Origin of the sequence: Actinoplanes sp. G11-F43 (genome assembly GCF_050589265.1) — a bacterium.
Taxonomy (GTDB): domain Bacteria; phylum Actinomycetota; class Actinomycetes; order Mycobacteriales; family Micromonosporaceae; genus Actinoplanes.
Genome location: NZ_JBNZCE010000017.1, coordinates 105,891 through 126,082 on the forward strand (window position 1 = coordinate 105,891; position 20,192 = coordinate 126,082).

Genomic DNA, 20,192 nt, shown 5'->3' on the forward strand with positions numbered 1-20,192 from the left:
AGCAGCCGAGGTCGGGAGGCCAGAGCGGTCAGTGTTCGCATCTCCAGGAGGTGCGCGGTTGCGGCGGCCGCGGGATCCGGTTCGGCGCCGGTGGGTGGCGACGTGGGCGGTACCGCGATATCGGTGAGCCGGTTCAGCAGACGTTCGATGGCGGAGCCCGCGCCTGGACGGCCGGCCTCCATGAGCAGCGTTTCCAGAGAAGGCTCGGGGGAGGCTTGGCGCATCCCGCCATCCTTTCGGCCACCCGGCCGTCTCGCATCCGGGTTCTGGCCGGAGAGAGGCGCAGAAGGATGCAGGAAAGGAAGGGCAACGCGGGGTGAGACGGACAGACGCGGGACGGACGGACACGGGACGAACGCAGGACGACGGACGCGGGACGAACCAGAGTGCCGGATCCGGACGTATCGAGGGCGGACGAGGCCCGACGGGGACAGTGCAAGCGGGCGAACGAAGTCGCAGGACGGGCAGGTGACCGGGAGCCGGAGAGGGCGGACGGAGGACGAGGGCGGACGGTGCGGCATGACAGACTGACGACGGGAGCGCAAAGTTCTGCAAGGCGCGACTGTCGACGGTTCTGTTTTTGCAATAAGAGGACGTAGGATTGCGACGTGACGAAACGACTGGCTGAGGTGGCCAAGAAAGCGGGCGTCAGTGAGGCGACCGTCAGCCGAGTGCTCAACGGGCGCAGCGGCGTCTCGGAGGCCACCCGGACGTCGGTGCTCACCGCGCTCGACGTGCTCGGCTATGAGCGGCCGACCAAGCTGCGGGGGGAGCGCGCCCGCCTGGTCGGCCTGGTGCTGCCCGAGCTGCAGAACCCGATCTTCCCGGCGCTCGCCGAGGTGGTGACGAGTTCGCTGGCGCAGCGCGGGTTCACCCCGGCGCTGTGCGCGCGGACCATCGGCGGAGTGCCCGAGTCCGACTACGTGGAGATGCTGCTGGATCACCAGGTCAGCGGCGTGATCTTCGCCGGTGGGTCGTATGCGCTGGCCGACGCCTCGCACGAGCACTACCGCCGGCTGACCGAGCGTGGGCTGCCGGTGGTGCTGGTCAACGCGGGCGTCGACGAACTGGGCTTCCCCCGGGTGTCGACCGACGACGCGGTCGCGGTCGAGCAGGCCTACGGACATCTGCGTTCACTCGGCCACGAGCGGATCGGCATGGTGCTCGGCCCGGAGGGGCACATCCCGTCGCGCCGCAAGCTGATCGCGATGATCCAGGTGTCGCAGGATGCCGAGGCCGAGGTGGAGCGGTCGAGTTTCTCGATGGAGGGCGCCCGGGTGGCGGCCACCAAACTGATCGAGCGCGGCGTCACCGGCATCATCTGCGCCAGCGACGTGCTGGCTCTGGGCGCGATCCGGGCGGCCCGCCGCCTGGGCCGGGCGGTGCCGAGTGACGTGTCGGTGGTCGGGTTCGACGATTCGGCGTTCATGACCTGCACGGATCCGCCGTTGACGACGGTGCGGCAGCCGATCGAGACGATGGGTCAGGCGGCCGTGGATCTGCTGGTGAGCCAGATCGACGAGGCGCACGAGTTCTCCGACGAGCTGCTGTTCGAGCCGGAGCTGGTGGTCCGCGGGTCCACCGGGCCGGTCCACAGATAGCCCGCCCGCAGAGAAGACCGGGTAGAGCCGGCCCCGAGAACGGGGCCGGCTCTTTTGCGCCCAAAAGAGGGACAAAACAGACGCCATCACGAACGTACGCAATGAAGTCGTGTTTTTTCAAAGCACGATCGAAACCTTGCGGCAACATGCGTGCGTAGTTACAGTGACTCCACTCACTCTGAAAACAACCCTAAGTAATAAGAGGGGTGGAAATATGTTCCGGAAGGTTGCGGCCGCCGCGCTCGTGGCCGGACTGGGGTTCAGCCTGACGGCGTGCTCCACGAAGAGCGACGACGGTGGTTCCGAGGCCGGCGGCAAGGTCACCATCACGGTCGACTGCCAGCCGGTCGCCGCCCAGAAGGAGATCCTCGACAACTGGAACGCGGACGTCGCCGAGTTCCAGAAGCAGAACCCCGACATCGTGATCAAGAGCGTCAGCGTCGGCCAGCAGTGCAACAACCCGCCGGACTTCACCGCCCGGCTGGCCGGCGGCACCACCACCGACGTCTTCTACGGCTACATGACCGACCTGCAGCAGGTGCTGGACTCGGGTCAGGCGCTGGACATCACCCCGTATGCGAACAAGGAGAACATCCCCACCTGGGACAGCATCGACCCGGCGCTGACCGCGGTGTTCACCGACGGCGGCAAGATCTACGCGGTGCCGGCCAAGAACTACTCGATGGGCCTGGTCTACAACAAGCCCTTGTTCGCGAAGGCCGGCCTGGACGTGGACAACCCGCCGAAGACCTGGCCCGAGGTCCGCGAGGCGGCCAAGAAGATCGCCGCGCTGGGTGACGGCATCGCCGGTTACTCCGAGTACAGCGCCGGCAACACCGGCGGCTGGCACTTCACCTCGCTGATCTACTCACACGGCGGCACGATCCTGAGCGAGGACGGCAAGAAGGCCGCCTTCAACAGCCCGGAGGGCAAGCAGGTCCTGCAGAACCTGAAGGACATGCGGTACGGCGACGACAGCATGGGCGCCCGCCAGCTGCTGCAGTGGGGTGACCTGCTGACCAACGCGGCGGCCGGCAAGGTCGGCATGTTCGTCGGCGCGCCGGACACCACCCAGGCGATCGTCAGCCAGTTCCAGGGTAAGTACGAGGACTGGGCGATGGCGCCGCTGCCCGGTCAGGACGGCCCGGCGAAGGGCACGCTCGGTGGCGGCGAGGGCTACTTCTTCAAGAAGGATCTCACTCCGGAGCAGGTCAAGGCCGGCCTGAAGTGGATCGCGTACCAGAAGCTGACTCCGGGCAAGGGCCAGTTCGACTACGTGCGGGCGAAGCCGCAGAACTACCCGGTGGGCCTGCCGCAGCCGCTGCTGTTCGCCAACGGCAGTGAGGCGCAGAAGCAGGAGCTGGAGCTGCGCAAGGCGAACGCGAACATCGACACCTCGAACTTCCAGCTGTTCGAGGCGACCCCGGTGCCGATCAAGGGCGAGCCGCGGGACGCGCAGGCCATCTACGCGGTGCTCGACTCGGCGATGTCGGGGGTCCTGACCGACCCGAAGGCGAACGTCGACGAGCTGCTCAAGACGGCCGAGGAGAAGGTCAACCAGCTGCTGGCGGCCGGTAGCTGAGCATGGTCACCACCGCACCCACCGCCCCGGCAGGAGGAACGGCGAATGCCGGGGCGGTGGCCCCGGCCCCGTCCGCGAAGGCGAGAACCCGCAAGGTCAAGGACAACCTCAGCGGGTACGGCTTCCTGATCGGTGCGATCGCCTGCTTCGCGCTGTTCATGTGGTACCCGATGATCCGCGGCTTCGTGATGAGCTTCCAGCGCACACGGCGCGGCGAGACCACCTGGGTGGGCTGGGACAACTACGTCCGCATCCTCGACGACCCGAGTTTCTGGGTGGCGTGGAAGAACACCTTCACCTTCACCTGCCTGGCCCTGGTCGTCGGGTTCGTGGTGCCGTTCTTCGTGGCGCTGCTGCTCAACGAGTTCCGGCACGCCAAGGGTTATCTGCGGGTGCTGGTCTACCTGCCGGTGATGCTGCCGCCGGCGTCGGCGCTCTACCTGTTCAAGTACTACGCGTACGACCCGAGCGAAGCGGGCCTGTTCAACGCGATCCTGGCGTTCTTCAACGCCCCGACCTCGGAGTGGATGCAGTCGCCGACCATGACGATCCCGGCGATGGTGCTCGCCTCGACGTGGATGAACATGGGCGGCGCGGTGCTGATCTATCTGGCCTCGTTGCAGAACATCCCGGGCGAGTTGTACGAGGCCGCCGAGCTGGACGGGGCCGGCCTGTGGAAGCGGATCTGGCACGTCACCATCCCGCAGACCCGGCTGATCCTGGCCCTGCTGGCGATGATGCAGATCGTCGCGACCATGCAGCTGTTCATCGAGCCGCTGATCCTGGCGAACGGCGCGGGCACCCAGGACTCGGCCACCTCGGTCGCGTACCTCATCTACCAGCACGGTTTCTTCCAGAACGACCTGAACGGCGCCGCCGCGCTCGGTGTGATCATGCTCGGCGTGCTCGCTGTCTTCTCCGCGTTCTATCTGCGGCTGACGACGAGGAACGAACAATGACCCGGACCCTGATCTCCTCGACCCAGCTGAAGCGGGGCCGGACCGTCTACTGGACGCTGCTGGCCGTCGTCGTCACGGTGTTCACCCTGGTCTTCATCGGCCCGCTGTACTGGATGGTGACCGGCGCGCTCAAGTCGGCGCAGGAGGTCGCGCAGACCCCGCCGACGCTGTTCCCGCAGGACCCGGACCTGTCCAACTACACCGCCGCGTGGGAGCAGCTGAACCTGGGCAAGCTGCTGTTCAACACCTTCTACTACGCGGCCGGCGCGGTGCTGTTCCAGCTGGTCTTCGACACCGCGGCGGCGTACGCGCTGTCCAAGCTCCGCCCGGTCTTCGGCAACGTGGTGCTGGGCGCGATGCTGGCGACGCTGATGATCCCGGCGATGGTGCTGATCGTGCCGCAGTACCAGACGGTGATCAGTCTGCCGCTGATCGACGTGAGCCTGCTGGACTCGCCGTTCGCGATCTGGCTGCCGATGGTCGCCAACGCGTTCAACATCTTCCTGCTCAAGCGGTTCTTCGACTCGATCCCGGAGGAGCTGATGCAGGCCGCCTTCGTGGACGGGGCGTCGCCGCTGCGCACCCTCTGGTCGATCATCCTGCCGATGTCGCGGCCGATCCTGGGCGTGGTGTCGATCTTCGCGGTGACCGCGGTGTGGAAGGACTTCCTCTGGCCGCTGCTGGTGATGCCGCACCCGGAGACCCGCACGGTCAGTGTCGGCATCTACGCCTTCGCCGGTGGCACCCCGCAGAACGTGGTGATCGCCGCGTCGGTGATCGCCGCGCTGCCGACCGTGATCATCTTCCTGATCTTCCAGCGCAACATCATGTCCGGCCTGACCTCAGGCAGCCTCAAGGGATGAGCGGGATGAGCAAAATGTGGTGGCGTGACGCGGTGATCTACCAGGTCTACCCGCGCAGTTTCGCCGACGGGAACGGCGACGGGGTCGGCGACGTGGCCGGCATCCGCGCGCGGCTCGGCCACCTGCGGGATCTCGGGGTCGACGCGATCTGGATGAGCCCGTGGTACCCGTCGCCGATGGCCGACGCCGGGTACGACGTCGCCGACTTCCGCGACATCGACCCGGTGTTCGGCACCCTGGCCGAGGCGGAGGCGCTGATCGCCGAGGCACACCAGGCCGGCATCCGGATCATCATCGACATCGTCCCGAACCACGTCTCCAGCGAGCACCCGTGGTTCCGGGCGGCGCTGAAGGGCGGCCCCGAGCGCGACTATTTCTGGTTCCGTAAGAGCCAAAATATGCCTACAAACTGGACCGGCGAGTTCGGCGGTACGACCTGGACCAGGGTCGACGACGACACCTGGTACCTGCACCTGTTCACACCGGAACAACCCGACCTGAACTGGGAACACCCGGACGTACAGGCGGAGTTCGAGAGCATTCTGCGGTTCTGGTTCGACCGCGGCGCCGACGGCATCCGGATCGACTCGGCCGCCCTGCTGTTCAAGGACGGCACGCTGCCCGAGGTGGTCGACGGCGCGCCGCACCCGTTCCACGATCTCGACGCGGTGCACGACGTCTACCGCTCGTGGCGGCGGATCGCCGACGAGTACCAGGACCGGGCGCTGATCGGCGAGGTGTGGATGCCGGACATGGAACGGTTCACCAACTATCTGCGGCCGGACGAGTTGCACGCGGCGTTCAACTTCGACCTGCTCGGGTGCGCTTGGGACCCGTACGCCATGCGCTCTTCGATCGAACGCACCCTGGAGTCGCACGCCCACGTCGGCGCACCGCCCACCTGGGTCCTCTCCAACCACGACGTGACCAGGCACGTCACCCGGTACGGCCGGGCCGACACCACGTTCAGTTTCGACAACAACCTGGACGGCACCCCCGCCGACCTGGAACTGGGCACCCGGCGGGCCCGCGCGGCCGCCCTGCTGACCCTGTCGCTGCCCGGCTCCACCTACGTCTACCAAGGCGAGGAGCTGGGCCTCTGGGAGAACGAGACGATCCCGGAAGAGCAGATTCAGGATCCGATGTACGCCCGGCGCGGGCACACCCGGGACGGCTGCCGGGTGCCGATGCCGTGGTCCGGCGACGAACCGCCCTACGCCTTCTCCACCGGTGAACCGTGGCTCCCCCAGCCCGCCGAGTGGAAGGACCGGACCGTCCAGGCGCAGACCGGCGACCCGAACTCGATGCTGGAGCTGTACCGGTCGGCGATCCGGCTGCGCGACTTCCGGGATCGGGACCTGACCTGGCTCGACCACGGCGCGCAGGTCCTCGCGTACACCCGCGGGTCTGATTTCGCCTGTCTCCTCAATCTGTCCGAGGCTCCGGTCCCCCTGCCGGAACACCGGGCCGTCCTGCTCGCCAGCAGCCCGCTCGACGGTGCCCTCCTCCCCCGGGACACCGCGGTCTGGCTGCGTCTGTAGTGCGAAAACGGGCGTCTCCGGCTTCCACCGCCGGGGGCGCCCACCTCGGGGGCTGGCCACACCAAGGAAGGGAACATGGCCAACCGAACCGTCCCATTCGCCACACTCGCCGCCGTCCTCGCGGCAGCCGTCACCACGGTGATCTGGCAACCATCCCCGGCGCTCGCGGCCGGACCATCCCCCTTCGACTTCCCCGGGCGCGGCGCGACGGTGCCGTTCGTCGAGATCGAGGCCGAGAAAGCGGCCCACACCGGCACCTCCACCGGCACCGACCGCACCTACGGCACGCTGTCCTCGGAGGCGTCCGGCCGGGAGGCGGTCACCCTCGACGCGGTCGGTGAACACGTCGAGTTCACCCTCACCAAGCCGGCCAACGCGGTGACGTTCCGCTACAGCATCCCGGACGGCCGCAACGCCACAGTGGATCTGCGCACCGGCTCGACGCTGATCAAGACGGTGCCGGTGACCTCGAAGTACTCCTGGTTCTACGGCTACTACCCGTTCACCAACAATCCCGCCGACGGGCGGCCGCACCACTTCTACGACGAGACCCGGGCGATGTTCGGGACCACCTACCCGGCCGGCACCAAGATCCGGATCCAGGTCAACTCGACCGCGCAGTCGCCCAGCTTCACCCTCGACCTGGCCGACTTCGAGAACGTCCCGGCCCCGATCGCCAAACCGGCCGGAGCCTCCGACGTGGTCGCCGACTTCGGGGCCGACCCGACCGGCGCCACCGACTCGACGGCGCAGTTCCAGGCCGCCGTGGACCGGGGTGGGGTGGTCTACATCCCGCCGGGCAACTACACCCTGTACCGGCACGTGATCGCCGACCGGGTCACCATCGCCGGTGCCGGGCCGTGGTACTCCGTCCTCGGCGGTCGCCACCCCACCCAGCGCGACCAGGCGGCCGGCATCTACGGCAAGTACGCCGGCCAGGGCGGGCCCAGCCAGAACGTGACCGTCAAGGACCTGGCGATCATCGGCGACATCCAGGAACGTGTCGACGAGCATCAGGTCAACGCGTTCGGCGGCGCGATGTCCAACTCCACCATCGACAACGTGTGGATGCAGCACACCAAGGTCGGCGCCTGGATGGACGGGCCGATGGACCGGTTCACCATCCGCAACAGCCGGATCCTGGACCAGACCGCCGACGGGGTGAACTTCCACATCGGCGTCACCAACTCCACGGTCACCAACACGTTCGTCCGCAACACCGGTGACGACGGGCTGGCCATGTGGGCGGAGAACGTGCCGAACGTCGGCAACTCGTTCACCCGCAACACCGTGGTCGCGCCGATCCTGGCCAACAACATCGTCAGCTACGGCGGCCGGGACATCACCATCAGCGACAACGTGATGGCCGAGACCGTCACCAACGGTGGCGGCCTGCACATCGGCAACCGCTACCCCGGGGTCACCGGGCCGACCGCGGTGGCCGGCACCTGGACGATGGCCCGCAACACCCTGATCCGCACCGGGAACGCCGACTACAACTGGAACTTCGGCATCGGCGCGCTGTGGTTCTGGCCGGACCAGGGCGCGATCACCGGGGCCACCCTGAACGTCACCGACACCGACATCCTGGACAGCTCCTACTCCGGGATCCAGTGGATCGGCAACCAGACCACCGGGCTCAACCTGACCAACGTCAACATCACCGGCGCCGGTACGTTCGCACTCCAGGCGCAGGCCCCGGTCAGTGGGCGGTTCACCAACGTGAAGGCCAGTGGGATCGCGCAGAACCCGCCCACCTACAGCTGTGTCGGCACCGGGTTCGCGATCACCGACGGTGGTGGCAACAGCGGCTGGCAGACGGCTACTCCCTACTGCGGGCCGTGGCCGGCCCCGAACTGGGGAACCAGGCCGCCGACGACGACACCTCCTCCTACCACTGGAAACCTCGCGGCGGGGAGGATCGCTACCGCCACCAGCCAGGTCGACGTCTATGGCCCGGCGAACGCCACCGACGGTAACGCGAGCAGCTACTGGGAGAGCGCCAACAACACGTTCCCGCAGTCGATCACCGTCGACCTGGGACAGAGCCGGGCGGTCGGGCGGCTCGTGCTGAGACTGCCCCCGGCAGCCGCCTGGGCGACCCGTACCCAATCGATCTCGGTCCTGGGAAGTGTGGACGGCTCGACGTTCAGCACCGTCAAGCCGAGCGCCGGCTACACGTTCAACCCGTCCAGTGGCAACACGGTCGAGATCCCGGTCAGCACCACGCAGCGCCATCTGCGGCTGACCTTCACCGGAAACACCGGCTGGCCCGCGGGACAGCTCTCCGAGTTCGAGGTCTACACCTCCTGAGGCACCGGCGGGCGGCTCGCCACCGATGCCGCCCGCCGGCTTTCGAAACGGACGAAAGGTGCGCTCCCGCATGTCCAGATTGTCCAGATTGATAGTCGCCGCCGTGGCGGCGTCCAGCCTGATCGCCGCCCCCGCCCCCGCCTCCGCCGCCGGCCCCAACCTGGCCGCCGGCAGGACCTTCACGGCCAGCAGCACCTCGGAGAGCTACTCCCCCGCCAACGCCGGTGACGGCAACGCCAGCAGCTACTGGGAGAGCGCCAACAACGCGTTCCCGCAGTGGCTCCAGGTCGACCTCGGCGCGAGCACCGAGATCAACCAGGCGGTGCTGAAGCTGCCGCCGGCCACCGCCTGGGCCACCCGCACCCAGACGCTGACGATCCAGGGCAGCACCAACGGCTCGACGTTCACCACGATCAAGTCGAGTGCCGGCTACACGTTCAACCCGTCGACGGCGAACATCGTCACCGTTGATCTGACCACGGTCAGCGCCCGGTACGTCCGGCTGACGTTCACCGCGAACAGCGGCTGGCCCGCCGGGCAGCTGTCCGAGCTGGAGATCTACGGGCCGGGCGGCACCGACCCGGACCCGGATCCGGACCCGCCGGCCGGCACCGATCTGGCCGCACAGAAGCCGATCGAGGCGTCGTCGACGGTGCACACGTTCGCCGCGACCAACGCCAACGACGGGAACACCGCCACCTACTGGGAGGGCAGCGGACTCCCCGCCGACCTGACCGTCAAACTGGGCGCCAACGCGGCCCTGACCTCGGTGGTGGTCAAGCTCAACCCGTCGAGTTCGTGGGGCACGCGGACCCAGACGTTCGCGATCCTCGGCCGGGGGCAGAACGCCACCACGTTCACCACGGTCGCGGCGAGTAAGGCGTACACCCTCAATCCCTCGACCGGGAACACGGTGACCGTGCCGGTCTCGGCGACCGTCGCCGACCTGCGTCTCTCCTTCACCGCCAACACCGGCGCGCCGAGCGGCCAGGTCGCCGAACTGCAGGCGTTCGGCACCTGGGCGCCGAATCCGGACCTGACCATCACGTCCACCGCCTACTCCCCGGCGGCGCCGGTGGAGACCGACGCGATCACCGCTTCGGCAACGGTCCGTAACGCGGGCACGGCGTCCGCGGCGGCATCGAGTGTCAACTTCTACCTGGGTACGACACGGGTAGGCACCGTGGCAGTCCCGGCCCTGGCCGCCGGACAGTCACAGACGGTGTCGGCGAACATCGGGGCGAAGGACGCCGGCAGTTACCAGCTCTCCGCCAAGGTGGACGAGGCCGGCAGCGTCATCGAGACGAACGAGACGAACAACTCCTGGACCCACCCGTCCGCGCTGGCCGTCACCCCGGTGAGCAGCGCCGACCTGGTCGCCTCGGCGGTCACCTGGTCGCCGGCCACCCCGGCGGCCGGCAACTCCGTGTCGTTCTCGGTCACGCTGAAGAATCAGGGCTCGGCGGCGACGTCCTCCGGCGCGCACGGCGTCACCGTGACGATCCTCAACGGCTCGACCACGGTACGCACGCTGACCGGCGCGTACACCGGAACGCTCGCGGCCGGCGCCTCGGCAAACGTCAACCTCGGCTCGTGGACCGCGGCGAACGGCCGCTACACGATTCGGACAGTGGTCGCGGTGGACTCCGCGGAGCTGCCGGTCAAGCAGGGCAACAACACCAGTGAGAAGCCGTTCTTCGTGGGGCGCGGCGCGAACATGCCGTTCGACTTCTACGAGGCCGAGGACGGCCAGACCGGTGGCGGCGCGGCGGTCGTCGGCCCCAACCGCACGGTCGGTGACCTGGCCGGGGAGGCGTCCGGGCGGAAGGCGGTCACGCTCAACCAGACCGGCGCGTACGTCCAGTGGACCTCGCGGGCGGCCACCAACACCGTGGTCGCGCGGTTCTCCATCCCGGATGACACGAACAGCTCGATCAACGTGTACGTCAACGGCACGCTCAACAGGACTCTGCCGCTGACGTCGAAGTACGCGTGGCTGTACGGCAACGAGGCGAACCCGCAGAACTCCGGCACCGGCCCGCGGCACATCTACGACGAGGCCAACATCATGCTGACCGGCTCGTTCCCGGCCGGCAGCACGATCAAGCTCCAGAAGGACACCGCCAACAGCGGCCCGATCGCGATCGACTTCATCAACCTGGAGCAGGTCGCCCCGATCGCCAACCCGGACGCCGCTCGCTACGTCGTCCCGGCCGGTTTTGATCAGCAGTCGGTGCAGGCCGCGCTGGACGCCGCCCGGCAGGACACCACCAAGCTGGGCGTCTATCTCCCGGCCGGCGACTACCAGACGTCCAACAAGTTCCAGGTGTACGGCCGGTCGCTGCGCGTGATCGGCGCCGGCCCCTGGTACACCCGCTTCCACACCCCGTCGACGCAGACCGAGACGGACGCCGGGTTCCGGGCCGACTCGACCGCCAACGGGTCGACGTTCGCGAACTTCGCCTTCTTCGGCAACTACACGATCCGCATCGACGGCCCCGGCAAGGTCTTCGACTTCGCGAACGTCGCCGACATCACCATCGACAACATCTGGGCCGAGCATGTGGTCTGCCTCTACTGGGGCGCCAACACCGACCGCATGAAGATCACCAACTCGCGGATCCGGAACACCTTCGCCGATGGCGTCAACATGACCAACGGCAGCACCGACAACCTGGTCGACAACAACGAGGCCCGGGCCACCGGCGACGACAGCTTCGCGCTGTTCTCGGCGATCGACGCGGGCGGCGCCGACGAGATCAACAACGTGTTCTCCAACCTCACGTCGATCCTGACGTGGCGGGCGGCGGGCATCGCGGTCTACGGCGGATACGCCAACACGTTCAAGAACATCTACATCGCGGACACCCTGGTCTACTCGGGCATCACGATCAGCTCGCTGGACTTCGGCTACCCGATGAACGGTTTCGGCGCCGACCCGCCCACCGTCCTGGACAACATCTCGATCGTCCGGGCCGGCGGCCACTTCTGGGGCAACCAGGTGTTCCCGGCGATCTGGGTGTTCTCCGCGTCCAAGGTCTTCCAGGGCATCCGGGTGTCCAACGTCGACATCGTCGACCCGACCTACTCCGGCATCATGTTCCAGACCAACTACGTCGGCGGGCAGCCGCAGAACCCGATCAAGGACACGATCTTCACCAACGTCACGATCACCGGGGCACAGCGCAGCGGCGACCAGTACGACGCCAAGTCCGGGTACGCGATCTGGGCCAACCCGATGCCGGAGTCCGGCCAGGGCCCCGCGGTCGGCTCGGTGACCTTCAACAACCTGCAGCTCAGCAACAACCACCGGGACATCGAGAACCCGACCACCACCTTCACGATCAACCGCAACTGATCCGGTACGTGCCCGCGCCGCTCACCCGGCGCGGGCACGCTCGTACCATCCATCGGTGCACATCGAGTTCACCCACACCCGTTCTCCGGCGTACTGGCAGAGCAAGTCCGGCCCGATCGCCCGGCCGACCGCCGGCGCCCCGACCGCGCTCGGGGCCGCGGCGTCCGTGCTGGCCCGATTCCTGGCCCAGTGGTCCGACGGGCACAGCCGGCGCCCGTCGGAGGGCATGCTCCGCCCGCGGACCTGGGTGCTCACCGACGATCTGTTCGTCTCCTACACCGACCGGACCTCCACCGAGTACGCGTGGCCGTCCCTCACCATGCTCACGACGCTGGACGACGCCTATCTGCTGCGGTCCCCGGCCGGCAAGATCGTCGACATTCCCCGCGAACCGCTCACTCCGGAACAGGACGCCGAACTGAGCGCTTTCCTCCCTGACCGGGGGACAAGACGTAGCTGAGACTTGCCCGGCGGTTCTACCGTCGGGACATGCAGCCCGATCCGCGTACCACCGCCGGATGGCAACGGCCGCCCGAGCCACCGGTCACCGGATGGTGGTTCCTCGTCCCGCTGCTGACCTGCGGGCTGGGCGCGCCGCCGATGGTGCTGGCCGGGGCGGTCAAACTGCGGTCCCAGTTGCACGGCATGCTCGCCGGCGGCTACTTCGCCGTGATTCTGATCAACTGCGGGCTCACCGCGGCCTCCGGCGACGGCCCGGAAACGATGGCGAACGCCCTGGTCAGTGCCGCCTACGCCATCCTGTGGATCGTCGGGACGATCCACGTCGGCTATCTCAGCGCACGGGTTCGGGCCGAGCATCTGCTGCGGTACCCGCAACCCCGGGTGTACGGCACGGCGGTGCCCCGCACCGGTCACGTCCGCCTGCCGAACCAGCCGTCCGGCACCGGCCGGCACCCGCCCGCCCCGCTCACCCACTACCCGCCACCACCGCCGCCCTGGCACAAGCCCGGCGTCGACCCGGCGCTGGCCCGGGCCCAGTGGCGGGCCGAACGCCGCGAGGAGGCCCGCAAGCTGCAGGCCGCCCAGCCGTCGATGGCCGCCGAGCTGATGATCGGCCGGCCGGACATGCCAGGCCGGCAGTACGACGACGGCGGCCTGGTCGACGTGAACCACGTCCCCGCCGAGCATCTGGCCCGCCACCTGCACATCGACCGTCCGCTGGCGGACGAGATCGTCGCGGTGCGCGACCTGCACCACGGCCTGTCGTCGCCGGACGAGCTGATCGTCTACTGCGACTCGCTGACCCCGGAGAAGCTGGCGACCTTCCGCGACCGCCTGATCTTCATCCCCCGCTGACCCCGCGCGCCGCGTAGCGGTCCCACCCGAACCGCAACGCGACACGCGGTTCGTTGTTCCGGTGCACGTGCCGCCCACCGGTCCAACCCGCACCACAACGCGGCACACAAACCGCAAAACCAACCCGCGTGCCGCGCTGCGGTCCAATCCGCACCGCTGCGCGGCACGCAAACCGCAAAACCAACCCGCGTGCCGCACTCCGGTCCGATCCGCACCGCTGCGCGGCACGCGAACTGGGAACCGGCCCGCGTGCCGCGATGCGGTCCGATCCGCACCGCTGCGCGGCACGCGAACTGGGGAACCGACTCGCGTGCCGCGATGCGGTCCGATCCGTGCCGCTGTGCGGCACGTGCGTGGGGTCACGGGATCAGGTGGGACTCCAGCCAGGACAGGGTCTCGTGCAGGAAGGTGGCTCGGGCGGTGCGGTGCAGCAGCTCGTGGCCCTCGCCGGGGAACAGCAGGTACCGGTGCGGGTGGTCGCGGGCGGCCAGCGCCTCCACCACCTGGGTCGCCTCGATCACCGGCACGTTGCTGTCGTTCTCGCCGTGCACCACGAGCAGCGGCGCGCGCAGCCGGTCGATCCGGTTGATCGGGGAGAGGTCGTGCAGCAGGGCGGCGTCGTGGTCGGGGTGGCCGTATTTGCTGACCGCCGCCGCCGCGATCCACGGTTCGGTGTGCTGATAGAAGGTGGCGAAATTGGACATGCCGCAGATGTCGACGCCGACGTCGAACAGGTCGGGATGCCAGGTCAGCGCGGCCAGCGTCAGGTACCCGCCATAGGAGCGGCCCATCACCCCGATCCGCCCGGCGATCCCCGACGACCGAAGGTGATCAGCACAGGTGCGGACGTCCTCGATCGCGGAGTACCGCAGCCCGACGTTGTCCGCGTCGACGAACGAGCGCCCGAACCCGGACGACCCCCGCACGTTGGCCGCGAACACCGCGATCCCCCGGTCCACCAGGGACTGGAAGAGCGGGCCGTGCCCGGGACGCTCCTGCGCCTCCGGCCCGCCGTGCAGCCACACCACGGTCGGGTGCGGGCCGGGCGCCCGCGGGGTGAAGAGCCAGCCGGTCAGGGTCAGCCCGTCATGGGCCGGGAAGGACAGCAGCTCGGGCCGGATCGCGCCGGGCGCGGCGGGTTCCGCGGAGACCGCACGGGGCTGTCCGGACTCGTACACCCAGACGCCGTGTGGTTGTCCCGGTCCTTCGGCCGTGAAGGCGAGCACCGATCCGTCGAAACTCCAGGTCAGGTCGCTGACGACGAGGCCGGGAAGCGGGCTGACCGGGACCGGGGCGCGATCACCGTCGTGGTCGAGGTCGATCAGCGCGGCCTCCGACTCGCCGCCGCGGACGTTCCACAGCACCGCAGCCGTACGCCCGTCCGCGGTGATCGTGAAGTCCTCCACCTCACCGCCGGAGGCGAGCACCTCGACCGCGTCGCCGGTGATCCGCAGCAGGGCGGGGAACTCGCCGTCCTGGCTGAGCGCGTAGACACACCCGCCGCCGGGGCTGAACACCGCCCGTTCGCCACGGGTGAGCGGCTTCTCGTCGCCGGTGGACAGGTCGCGGAGGATGATCGAGCGAGCGCCGCGGGGCCCGTACCGCAACAGCGCGAAGCGCCCGGCCGGGTCGACGTCGGACAGGGAGAGGAGCGGCCCCTCCGCGACCACCGTCCGTTCGCCGGTGGTCACGTCGATCAGCACCGCGCTGGTCAGGTTCTCGGTGAGGGCCAGCACCGGCCGGCCGGGCAGCCACCGCATGTTGTCCGCGGTGTCGGCGCCGAATCCGGCGACCTGGTGCAGGTCGGAGCCGTCCGGCCGGACCAGCCACACCTCCTGCCGGGGTGCGCCGCCGGGAGCGGTCTGGCAGGCCAGCCATCCGCCCCCGGAGGACCACCGGACCGCCGACACCGGTTCACCGCCGGTGTCGACGCGGAAGGCCAGCTCGCTGCCGACCGGTTGCACCCAGACTGCCGGGCAGCCGCCGCGGTCGGAGACGTAGGCCATGTGCCGCCCGTCCGGGGAGAGGGCCGGCGACCAGTTGCCGGCTATCTCCGACTCGATCCGGCTGAACCCCGTGGGCAGCACTGTCACGTCGATGCGATGGAGCTGACCTTCCACCAAGTCTTCCTTTCTACAACTGTTGCAACCACATCTCCAGCAGCGCGAGCTGCCACAACTGGTTCGCCCCGAGCGTGGTGCGCCCGGTGTTCGGGTCGGCGAGGAGGGCCTCGACGTACTCCGGGCGGAACAGCGCCCGCTCCCTCGCTGCGGGCGCGTGCAGGGTGTCCCGCACCAGGTCCAGCATCGGGCCTTCCAGATGCCGGATGCCCGGAACCGGGAAGTATCCCTTCGGCCGGTCGATGACCTCGTCGGGCACCAGCCCGCGGGCCGCGTCCTTGAGGATCCCCTTGCCGTCACGGGCCAGTTTCAGCTCGGGCGGGCAGGCCGCCGCGAGTTCCACCAGTTCGTGATCCAGGAACGGTACGCGGGCCTCCAGCCCCCACGCCATAGTCATGTTGTCGACCCGTTTGACCGGGTCGTCGACGAGCATCACCTGGGAGTCGAGGCGTAGCGCGGCGTCGACGGCGGTGTCGGCGCCGGGCCGGCCGAAGCTGGCCTCGACGAACGCGCGGCTGACGTCGGTGTCCAGCAGCCACTGCGGGTTGAGTTGACCGGCCAGCTCCCGGTAGGACCGGTCGAAGAACTCCTTCGCGTACGCGTCGACGGCCCGGTCTCGCGGGACGCCGGCCAGGGGCGGGTACCAGCTGTAGCCGGCGAAGATCTCATCCGCCCCCTGACCAGATTGCACGACCTTGACCTGCTTCGCCACATCTTCGCTGAGCAGGTTGAACGCGACACAGTCGTGGCTCACCATCGGCTCGCTCATCGCCGCCACTGTCCGCGCCACCGCCGGCAGGAACCGGTCCTGACCGATCCTGATCTGGTGGTGATCGGTGCCGAAGTGTTTGGCGATCAGATTCGAGTACTCGAACTCGTCCCCGCTCTCACCCCCGCCGGACTCGAACCCGATGCTGAACGTGGCCAGCCCGGCCTGACCCCGCTCGGCCAGCAGCGCCACGATCAGGCTGGAGTCCAGCCCACCGGAGAGCAGCACCCCGACCGGCACGTCGGCGACCATCCGGCGCTCGACCGCCTGCCGCAGCTTCTCCCGGACCGCCTCGGTCCACTGCCCGGCCGACAGCGGGCCGGGCCTGGTGAACGTCGCCTCCCAGTAGACCCGCTCGGTGGAGGTGCCGTCGGCGCGGATCACCCGGACCGTGGCCGGCGGCAGTTTCCGGACCCCGGACAGGATGGTCCGGGGCGCCGGCACCACCGAGTGGAAGGTCATGTAGTGCTGCAACGCCACCGTGTCGATGGTGGTGTCCACCCCGCCGGCGGCGAGCAGCGCCGGCAGGGTGGAGGCGAACCGCAGCCGCCCCGGCGACTCGGCCAGGTAGAGCGGCTTGATCCCGAGCCGGTCCCGGGCCAGCGTGACGGTGCCGGTGTCGTGCTCGGCGACCGCGAACGCGAACATGCCCAGGAACCGGGTGACACAGTCGGCGCCCCAGCGGTGGTACGCCTTCAGGATCACCTCGGTGTCCGAGCTGGAGAAGAAGGTGTAACCGTTTTTCTCCAACTCGGAACGCAGCTCCCGATAGTTGTAGACGCACCCGTTGAAGACCACCGTCAGACCCAGCCGGTCGTCGGTCATCGGCTGGGCGCCGGCCTCCGACAGGTCGATGATCTTCAGGCGGCGGTGGCCGAAACTGATCCGGCCACCGTCCCACACACCATCGCCGTCCGGTCCCCGCGACTCCATCCGGGGCAGCATCCGCCGTACCGCTTCGGTGTCCGCTCGCCGATCGCCGTGACAGATCTCTCCGGCGATTCCGCACATAGATAACTCCCTTATCCGAGCAACCAGGTGTCCTTCGAGCCGCCGCCCCGTGAGGAATTGACGATCATGCTGCCCGCCGGGGCGACCCGGGTCAGCGCGGCCGGCGCGACCACCGACTCGTTCGCGCCGGTGAAGACGAACGCCCGCAGGTCGACGTGCCGCGGGGCCAGCCGGTGGCCGTCGAAGACCGGATGGGTCGACAGGTTGACCACCTCCTGCGCCACCCACCGGTGCGGGGTCGTCTTGATCTGCCGGCGCAGCGCGTCCAGCTCGTCGCGGGAGGCGTGCGGGCCGATCACGATCCGGTCCCCGCCGTAGCCGTCGACCGGCTTGCAGACCAGCTCGTCCAGCCGCCGCAGCACCTCAGCACGCTGCTCCGGGATCCCGCACAGATAGGTCGGGACGTCGGCCAGCAGCGGCTTCTCGTTCAGGTAGTACTCGATCAGGCGGGGCACGTAGGCGTACACCGCCTTGTCGTCGGCGATGCCGTTGCCCAGCGCGTTCGCCAGCACCACGGTGTCCGCGTGCAGGGCCGCCACCAGGCTCGGGCCCAGCGGCATGCCGTCCGCGCCGGGCGAGTGGACCAGACTGTCCTCGCCCATCCGCAGGTAGATGACGTCGACCTTGTGGCGGTGGCCGTCCCGCAGGCGCCACACCCGGCCCTCGTCCACGAACAGTTCGGTGCTGCGTACCACCGGCACGTCCATCGACTCGGCCAGCATCCGGTGCTCGAACCAGGCCGAGTCGTCCGGGCCCTGGCTGAGCACCACCAGCGCCGGGTCGTCCCCGGCGCGCGGGCCGGCCGCGTCCAGCAGCGCCCGCTTGAGCAGCTTCGGCGTCTCCTCCACCGAGATCAGGCCGGCCGGGCGGGGCAGCTCGGGCAGCACACTCCAGGTGAGACGGCGGTTCTGCATGGCGTACGCGATCCCGGACGGCACCCGCAGGTTGTCCTCCAGCACACACCACTTGCCGTCGCCGTCGCGGACCAGATCAACCCCGGCCACCTGGGTACGCACACAGGGGCGGCTGATCAGGGCACCGCTGGCCCGCAGCTCGGGTGAGCCGTCGATGACCCACTCCGGGATGATGCCGTCGGCCACCACCTGCCGGTCGGCGTACACATCGCCGAGGAAGGCGTTCAGTGCCCGTACCCGCTGGACCAGGCCTTTCTGGAGCCCGTTCCAGTCGGCGGCGGGCACCACCCGGGGCACCAGGTCGAACGGGAACAGCCGGGTGGCGGCCTCACCGGCCACGCTGAAGGTGATGCCACGCGCCCGCTGCTCGTCGTCCCGGGCGTCCTCGCGCTGCCGCAGACCGGTCGCGCCGAGGGAGGTGAGGACCGGAAGGATCCCGGTGTACGCCGGAGCCACCCGGCCGGCCGGGAACGCCTCGTCGCCGTCGGCGGCGTACGCCTCGATCAGGGCCGGCGCCGGCACCCCCGCCGGGCCGGTCTCGGTGACCCCGCCGCGGGTCTCCGCCACCAGCAGGTCCACCACGTCGGAGAGACGGCCGCGGCGGGCCAGCGCGCGCCGCTGCCGGGCCGCCGAGCTGCCCCGGCTGAGCGCCCGCAGCGTCAGGTCGAAGACCTGGTCCCAGTCGCCCAGTTCCTCCAGCTGCGGCCGCAGGTCGCCGACCAGGCGCTCGACCGCCACGGCGGCCGGCACCGGGACCGGCGAACGCGGCAGGTCCAGCAGGTCACCCTCCATGCCGGAGCGGGCGGCCCGCCACATCGCGGCCCGGTGCAGCGGCGGCCGGGACACCGGCAGCGGGACACCCGCGCGGTAGTCCTGCTGGGCCCGCATCACCAGGGCGCGGAAGATCCCGGCGAGCAGCACCACGGTCTCGGTGTCCGGGCTGGCGTCGGTGACCCGAAGCTCCACGGTGGGCACGTGCGCGGACGGCCGGACGTCGAAGTAGACCATCTTCGGGTCGGTGATCGTGCCGGACGCGATCAGGTCGCTGACCAGTGCGTCATGCTCCTCGGCGGAGTGCAGCGGGCCACTGTCGCCGGCGGTGGGCCAGCGCGTCCAGACCAGCGAGCGGACGCTGGCGTACCCGGAGTCCTCACCCATCCAGTAGGGCGAGGAGGTGGAGAGGGCGAGCAGCACCGGCAGGGTGGGCGCCACCCGCTGGGCCACCGACACCGCCTCGTCCCGGTCCGGCACCCCGACGTGCACCTGGGCGCCGCAGATCAGCTGTTCCCGGACGAGCATCTGGTATTCGTGGAGCATCCGCTGGTAGCGGGAGGTGGGGGTGACCGGCAGCGCGTCCAGATCGACCAGCGGCACGGTGCCGGCGGCGACCAGGCCCAGCCCGAGCGACTCGGCGACCTGGATCGCCGCACGCCGCCGCCCGGTGATCCCGGCCCGCAGGTCGTCGAGCCCGCCGGCGACCGGGGTGTTGGTCTCCACCACCGACCGGTGCAGCTCGGCGGAGAAGTGTGCCGGATCCAGCCGGTCCAGGATCTCCGGCGCGCGGGGGACCAGCTCCCGCGTCCCGAGATCGACGACGTGGAGTTCCTCCTCCACGCCCAGAGTCAGGCCGGCCTGCGCCGGGGTCTTGTGGTGCTCAGCCTGAAGGGACTCCGTCATGATGGCCGCCTCTTCCGTGTTTCCGGGCAAGTCCGTATCGGCGGAGCTTTCCCATCGGATGTACCGAACCCGTCACGTGCCCGTTTCCGGCGGCCGTCAAGCATGACGATCACGACACTCCCGCCCGGGCCGGAAGTCCTTTGCAGCTCACCGGTAGTCTCGCCCGG

The 20,192-nt window shown here is 69.2% G+C and carries 12 protein-coding genes; 9 read left to right on the forward strand and 3 right to left on the reverse strand.

All coding sequences use genetic code 11. The annotated features are described in order from the left end of the window. Positions 1-608: 608 nt before the first annotated feature. The 9 genes from ACQ0O7_RS19345 (at position 609) to ACQ0O7_RS19385 (ending at position 13,534) form a co-directional block, all read left to right on the forward strand. Positions 609-1,601, forward strand: a complete 993-nt coding sequence (locus ACQ0O7_RS19345) for a LacI family DNA-binding transcriptional regulator (RefSeq protein WP_430783523.1) — start codon at positions 609-611, stop codon at positions 1,599-1,601. 214 nt (positions 1,602-1,815) lie between these two features. Next, positions 1,816-3,183 (forward strand): ABC transporter substrate-binding protein, encoded by a 1,368-nt coding sequence (locus tag ACQ0O7_RS19350; RefSeq protein WP_430783524.1) that lies wholly within the window; start codon positions 1,816-1,818, stop codon positions 3,181-3,183. 2 nt (positions 3,184-3,185) lie between these two features. Then, positions 3,186-4,142 carry a carbohydrate ABC transporter permease gene (locus tag ACQ0O7_RS19355; RefSeq protein ID WP_430783525.1) on the forward strand — a complete coding sequence of 319 codons (957 nt, stop codon included), beginning with the start codon at positions 3,186-3,188 and terminating at the stop codon, positions 4,140-4,142. Further along, entirely contained in the window at positions 4,139-5,005 is an 867-nt protein-coding gene (locus tag ACQ0O7_RS19360; RefSeq protein ID WP_430783526.1) for a carbohydrate ABC transporter permease, read from the forward strand. The genes ACQ0O7_RS19355 and ACQ0O7_RS19360 overlap by 4 nt, the downstream gene beginning before the upstream one ends. Positions 5,006-5,010: 5 nt before the next feature. Continuing rightward, positions 5,011-6,546: a glycoside hydrolase family 13 protein gene (locus tag ACQ0O7_RS19365; RefSeq protein WP_430783527.1), complete on the forward strand. Its 1,536-nt coding sequence runs from the start codon at positions 5,011-5,013 to the stop codon at positions 6,544-6,546. A gap of 75 nt (positions 6,547-6,621) precedes the next feature. Further along, entirely contained in the window at positions 6,622-8,859 is a 2,238-nt protein-coding gene (locus ACQ0O7_RS19370; protein WP_430783528.1) for a discoidin domain-containing protein, read from the forward strand. 70 nt (positions 8,860-8,929) lie between these two features. After that, entirely contained in the window at positions 8,930-12,217 is a 3,288-nt protein-coding gene (locus tag ACQ0O7_RS19375; protein ID WP_430783529.1) for a discoidin domain-containing protein, read from the forward strand. Positions 12,218-12,272: 55 nt separating this feature from the next. Beyond that, positions 12,273-12,677, forward strand: a complete 405-nt coding sequence (locus ACQ0O7_RS19380) for a YcxB family protein (protein ID WP_430783530.1) — start codon at positions 12,273-12,275, stop codon at positions 12,675-12,677. Positions 12,678-12,706: 29 nt separating this feature from the next. Further along, positions 12,707-13,534 carry a ComEA family DNA-binding protein gene (locus ACQ0O7_RS19385; protein WP_430783531.1) on the forward strand — a complete coding sequence of 276 codons (828 nt, stop codon included), beginning with the start codon at positions 12,707-12,709 and terminating at the stop codon, positions 13,532-13,534. Positions 13,535-13,893: 359 nt separating this feature from the next. Here the strand turns inward: ACQ0O7_RS19385 and ACQ0O7_RS19390 are convergent, their stop codons facing one another. From ACQ0O7_RS19390 to ACQ0O7_RS19400, 3 genes are read right to left on the reverse strand one after another with little or no spacing between them, the layout of a single operon-like run. After that, positions 13,894-15,654: a S9 family peptidase gene (locus ACQ0O7_RS19390; RefSeq protein WP_430783532.1), complete on the reverse strand. Its 1,761-nt coding sequence runs from the start codon at positions 15,652-15,654 to the stop codon at positions 13,894-13,896. Positions 15,655-15,667: 13 nt separating this feature from the next. Next, positions 15,668-17,434 (reverse strand): N-acetylglutaminylglutamine amidotransferase, encoded by a 1,767-nt coding sequence (locus ACQ0O7_RS19395; RefSeq protein WP_430783533.1) that lies wholly within the window; start codon positions 17,432-17,434, stop codon positions 15,668-15,670. A gap of 11 nt (positions 17,435-17,445) precedes the next feature. Further along, positions 17,446-20,025, reverse strand: a complete 2,580-nt coding sequence (locus tag ACQ0O7_RS19400) for a glutamate--cysteine ligase (protein ID WP_430783534.1) — start codon at positions 20,023-20,025, stop codon at positions 17,446-17,448. Positions 20,026-20,192: the final 167 nt, after the last annotated feature.

Excerpts from the sequence above, each read along its gene's own strand:
- ACQ0O7_RS19350 (WP_430783524.1), top strand. The coding sequence starts at position 1,816 with ATGTTCCGGAAGGTTGCGGCCGCCGCGCTCGTGGCCGGACTGGGGTTC.
- ACQ0O7_RS19355 (WP_430783525.1), top strand. The coding sequence starts at position 3,186 with ATGGTCACCACCGCACCCACCGCCCCGGCAGGAGGAACGGCGAATGCC.
- ACQ0O7_RS19360 (WP_430783526.1), top strand. The coding sequence starts at position 4,139 with ATGACCCGGACCCTGATCTCCTCGACCCAGCTGAAGCGGGGCCGGACC.
- ACQ0O7_RS19365 (WP_430783527.1), top strand. The coding sequence starts at position 5,011 with ATGAGCAAAATGTGGTGGCGTGACGCGGTGATCTACCAGGTCTACCCG.
- ACQ0O7_RS19370 (WP_430783528.1), top strand. The coding sequence starts at position 6,622 with ATGGCCAACCGAACCGTCCCATTCGCCACACTCGCCGCCGTCCTCGCG.
- ACQ0O7_RS19375 (WP_430783529.1), top strand. The coding sequence starts at position 8,930 with ATGTCCAGATTGTCCAGATTGATAGTCGCCGCCGTGGCGGCGTCCAGC.
- ACQ0O7_RS19385 (WP_430783531.1), top strand. The coding sequence starts at position 12,707 with ATGCAGCCCGATCCGCGTACCACCGCCGGATGGCAACGGCCGCCCGAG.
- ACQ0O7_RS19395 (WP_430783533.1), bottom strand. The coding sequence starts at position 17,434 with ATGTGCGGAATCGCCGGAGAGATCTGTCACGGCGATCGGCGAGCGGAC.
- ACQ0O7_RS19400 (WP_430783534.1), bottom strand. The coding sequence starts at position 20,025 with ATGACGGAGTCCCTTCAGGCTGAGCACCACAAGACCCCGGCGCAGGCC.